Origin of the sequence: Hydrogenophaga borbori (assembly GCF_003417535.1) — a bacterium.
Taxonomy (GTDB): domain Bacteria; phylum Pseudomonadota; class Gammaproteobacteria; order Burkholderiales; family Burkholderiaceae_C; genus Hydrogenophaga; species Hydrogenophaga borbori.
Map to the genome: position 1 here is coordinate 1 of NZ_QVLS01000025.1, position 3,763 is coordinate 3,763.

Annotated in this window: 3 protein-coding genes; all 3 read left to right on the forward strand. The window is 67.0% G+C overall.

Annotated elements, in window-relative coordinates:
* On the forward strand, nt 1-1,854 hold a 1,854-nt coding region (locus DY262_RS21390), incomplete at its 5' end, for an AMP-dependent synthetase/ligase (protein ID WP_147326302.1).
* 11 nt (nt 1,855-1,865) lie between these two features.
* Complete coding sequence (locus DY262_RS21395; protein WP_116961067.1) at nt 1,866-2,723, forward strand: ABC transporter ATP-binding protein; 858 nt, start codon at nt 1,866-1,868, stop codon at nt 2,721-2,723.
* 16 nt (nt 2,724-2,739) lie between these two features.
* Complete coding sequence (locus DY262_RS21400; RefSeq protein WP_116961066.1) at nt 2,740-3,669, forward strand: branched-chain amino acid ABC transporter permease; 930 nt, start codon at nt 2,740-2,742, stop codon at nt 3,667-3,669.
* Nucleotides 3,670-3,763 lie beyond the last annotated feature (94 nt).

A 3,763-nucleotide genomic window follows, 5' to 3' on the forward strand; every position in this document is an offset into this window, starting at 1 on the left:
ACGACGAGCTGGGGCGAGATGCTGCGGCTGGTGAGGGGTCTGGCGTGCGGACTGCACGAGGCGGGTTTGCGCCGTGGCGAGCACCTGGTGGTGATAGGGGCGAACCGCCCGAGGCTGTACGCGACGATGCTGGCGGCGCAGTCGCTGGGGGCGATCGCGGTGCCGCTGTACCAGGACGCGGTGGCGGGCGAGTGTGTCTTTCCGATCAACAACGCCGAGGTTCGGCTGTGCGTGGTGGAAGACCAGGAGCAGGTGGACAAGATGCTGGAGATCCGGGGGCAGTGCCCGCAGCTCACGCGCATCTGGTACGACGACCCGCGCGGACTGAGGAACTACGAGCAGGCGGGGCTGCAGAGTCTGGACGCGCTGGTGCGCGCGGGCGAGGCGTTCGATCGGGCGCACCCTGGCTTCTTCGACGAGCAGGTCGATGAGGGCCGCCCCGATGACGTGGCGGCGATGTTTTTCACCAGCGGCACGACGGGCAACCCCAAGGGGGTGGTGCACCTGCACCGCAGCCTGCTCGACCGCGCGGGGGCTGGCGCGCGCTTTGACAAGCTGGGGCCCGGCGACGAGGTGCTGGCCTACCTGCCGCCGGCGTGGATCGGGCAGAACATCTTCTCCTACGCGCAGTGGCTGGTCAGCGGCTACGTGGTCAACTGCCCGGAGAGCAGCGGCACGGTGAGCATCGACATGAAGGAGGTGGGGCCGACCTACTACTTCGCGCCGCCGCGGGTGTTCGAGGGGCTGCTGACCAGCGTGATGATCCGCATGGAAGACGCGGGCGCGCTCAAGCGCTGGCTCTTTCACAGCGCCATGGGGCTGGCGCGCCGCGTGGGCCCCGACCTCATGGACGGCAAGCCCGTGGGCGCGTGGGAGCGGCTGAAGTACCGCCTGGGCGACTGGCTGGTCTACGGCCCGCTGCGCAACAACCTGGGCTTGAGCCGCGTGCGCGTGGCCTACACCGCGGGCGAGGCCATCGGGCCGGACCTCTTCAGCTTCTACCGCAGCATCGGGGTGAACCTGAAGCAGCTCTATGGCTCCACGGAGACGGCCGTCTTCGTGTGCCTGCAGCCCGACCACGAGGCCCGGGCCGACACGGTGGGGGTTCCCTGCGAGGGCGTGCAGATCAAGCTCAGCGAGACGGGCGAGATCCTGGTGCGCTCGCCCGGGCTGCTCAAGGAGTACCACAAGAACCCGCAGGCCACGGCCGAGGTGCTGGACGCCGAGGGCTGGTACCACACCAGCGACGCGGGCTTCATCGACGCGGCGGGGCACCTGAAGATCATCGACCGGGTCAAGGACGTGGGTCGCCTGAGCGGGGGCGCGCACGACGGCGCCATGTTCGCGCCCAAGTACGTGGAGAACAAGCTCAAGTTCTTCTCGCACATCAAGGAGGCGGTGGCCTTTGGCGACGGGCGAGATCGCGTGTGCGTGATGGTCAACATCGACTTCGAGGCCGTGGGCAACTGGGCCGAGCGGCGCAACCTGCCGTACGCGGGCTACACCGACCTGGCGGCCAAGCCCGAGGTCTACGAGCTCATCGCGCAGTGCGTGGAGCAGGTCAACGCCGACTTGAGCCAAGACGAGCGGCTGGCGGGCAGCCAGATCAGCCGCTTTCTGGTGCTGCACAAGGAGCTCGACGCCGACGACGGCGAGCTCACGCGCACGAACAAGGTGCGTCGCGGCTTCATTGGCGAGAAGTACCAGGCGCTGGTGGAGGCGCTGTACGCGGGCAAGCGCGAGCAGTTCATCCAGACGCAGGTCAAGTTCGAGGACGGTCGCACGGGCTCGGTCAGCGCCACGCTGCAGATCCGAGACGCCAAGACCTTCGCACCGGTGAAGGATGCGGCATGAGGCAGATCGACATGGACCAAACGGGTGAGTCGGGCAGCGCCGGGGGCGCGGCCGCCAGCGCGGGCGCCAAGAAGATCGGCGAGGTGATCCTGGATGTGAAGAACATCAGCCTGCGCTTTGGCGGGGTCAAGGCACTGACCGACATCAGCTTCGACGTGCGAGAGCACGAGGTGCGCGCCATCATCGGGCCCAACGGCGCGGGCAAGAGCTCCATGCTCAACTGCATCAACGGGGTGTACCAGCCGCAGGAGGGCTCGATCAGCTTTCGGGGCCAGACCTTCCGGCACATGAACAGCCGCCAGGTGGCCGAGATGGGGATCGCGCGCACCTTCCAGAACCTGGCGCTGTTCAAGGGCATGAGCGTGATCGACAACCTCATGAGCGGGCGCAACCTGCGCGTGAGAAGCGGCTTGCTCGCGCAGGCGTTTCGCCACCCGTTCGCGGGCCTGAAGTGGCTGGGCTCGGCGCAGCAGGAGGAGGAGCAGCACCGCGCCTTCGTCGAGAACATCATCGACTTCCTGGAGATCCAGGCCTATCGCAAGACGCCGGTGGGCACGCTGCCCTACGGGCTGCAAAAGCGCGTGGACCTGGGCCGCGCGCTGGCCATGGAGCCGCAGGTGCTGCTGCTCGACGAGCCCATGGCGGGCATGAACCTGGAGGAGAAGCAGGACATGAGCCGCTTCATCCTGGACGTCAACGACGAGTTCGGCACCACCATCGTGCTGATCGAGCACGACATGGGGGTGGTGATGGACATCTCCGATCGCGTGGTGGTGCTCGACTACGGCAAGAAGATCGGCGACGGCACCCCCGAAGAGGTGCGCACCAACGAGGAGGTCATCCGCGCCTACCTCGGCACGAGCCACTGATGGAGCAGATGTAGCCATGGCCTTCTTCCTCGAATCGCTCTTCGGCGGCCTCATGGCCGGCATGCTGTACTCCCTGGTGGCGCTGGGCTTCGTGCTGATCTTCAAGGCCTCGGGGGTGTTCAACTTCGCGCAGGGCGCGATGGTGCTGTTCGCCGCGCTGGCAATGGCGCGCTTCTCGACCTGGGTGCCGCAGTGGATCGGCATCGAAAGCCTCGTGCTGGCCAACGCCATCGCCTTCGTGCTGGCCGCCGCGCTGATGTGGGTGGTGGCCTGGCTGATCGAGCGCCTCGTGCTGCGCCACCTGGTCAACCAGGAAGGCGTGACGCTGCTCATGGCCACCCTGGGCATCACCTACTTCCTCGACGGCCTGGGCCAGACCCTGTTCGGCTCGAACATCTACGCCATCAACGTGGGCATGCCCAAGGACCCGGTCTTCCTCATGGAGAGCACCTTCCCCGGCGGCGTGCTCATCAACCTGGAGGACGTCTACGCCGCCTGCATCGCCGCGCTGCTGGTGGGCGCGCTCAGCCTGTTCTTCCAGAAGACCAGCACCGGGCGCGCGCTGCGCGCGGTGGCCGACGACCACCAGGCCGCCCAGTCCATCGGCATCGCGCTCAACCGCATCTGGGTCATCGTGTGGTTCGTCGCCGGTGTCACCGCGCTGGTCGCCGGCATCATCTGGGGCTCCAAGCTGGGCGTGCAGTTCTCGCTCACCACCCTGGCGCTGCGCGCGCTGCCCGTGGTCATCCTCGGCGGGCTGACCTCCGTGCCCGGCGCCATCATCGGCGGACTCATCATCGGCGTGGGCGAGAAGCTCTCCGAGGTCTACCTCGGCCCCTTCGTCGGCGGCGGCATCGAGATCTGGTTCGCCTACGTGCTCGCCCTCGTCTTCCTTCTCTTCCGGCCCCAAGGGTTGTTCGGCGAGAAGATCATCGATCGCGTCTGAGGAGCTGACCATGTTCTATCGCGAAAACGGTCAGTTCAAGACCTCCTACCGCGCCGACCAGCAGATCTTCCCCATCGACCAGGACCGATGGCTC

Coding starts and splice junctions, on each gene's coding strand:
- DY262_RS21395 (WP_116961067.1), top strand. CDS start 1,866: ATGGACCAAACGGGTGAGTCGGGCAGCGCCGGGGGCGCGGCCGCCAGC.
- DY262_RS21400 (WP_116961066.1), top strand. CDS start 2,740: ATGGCCTTCTTCCTCGAATCGCTCTTCGGCGGCCTCATGGCCGGCATG.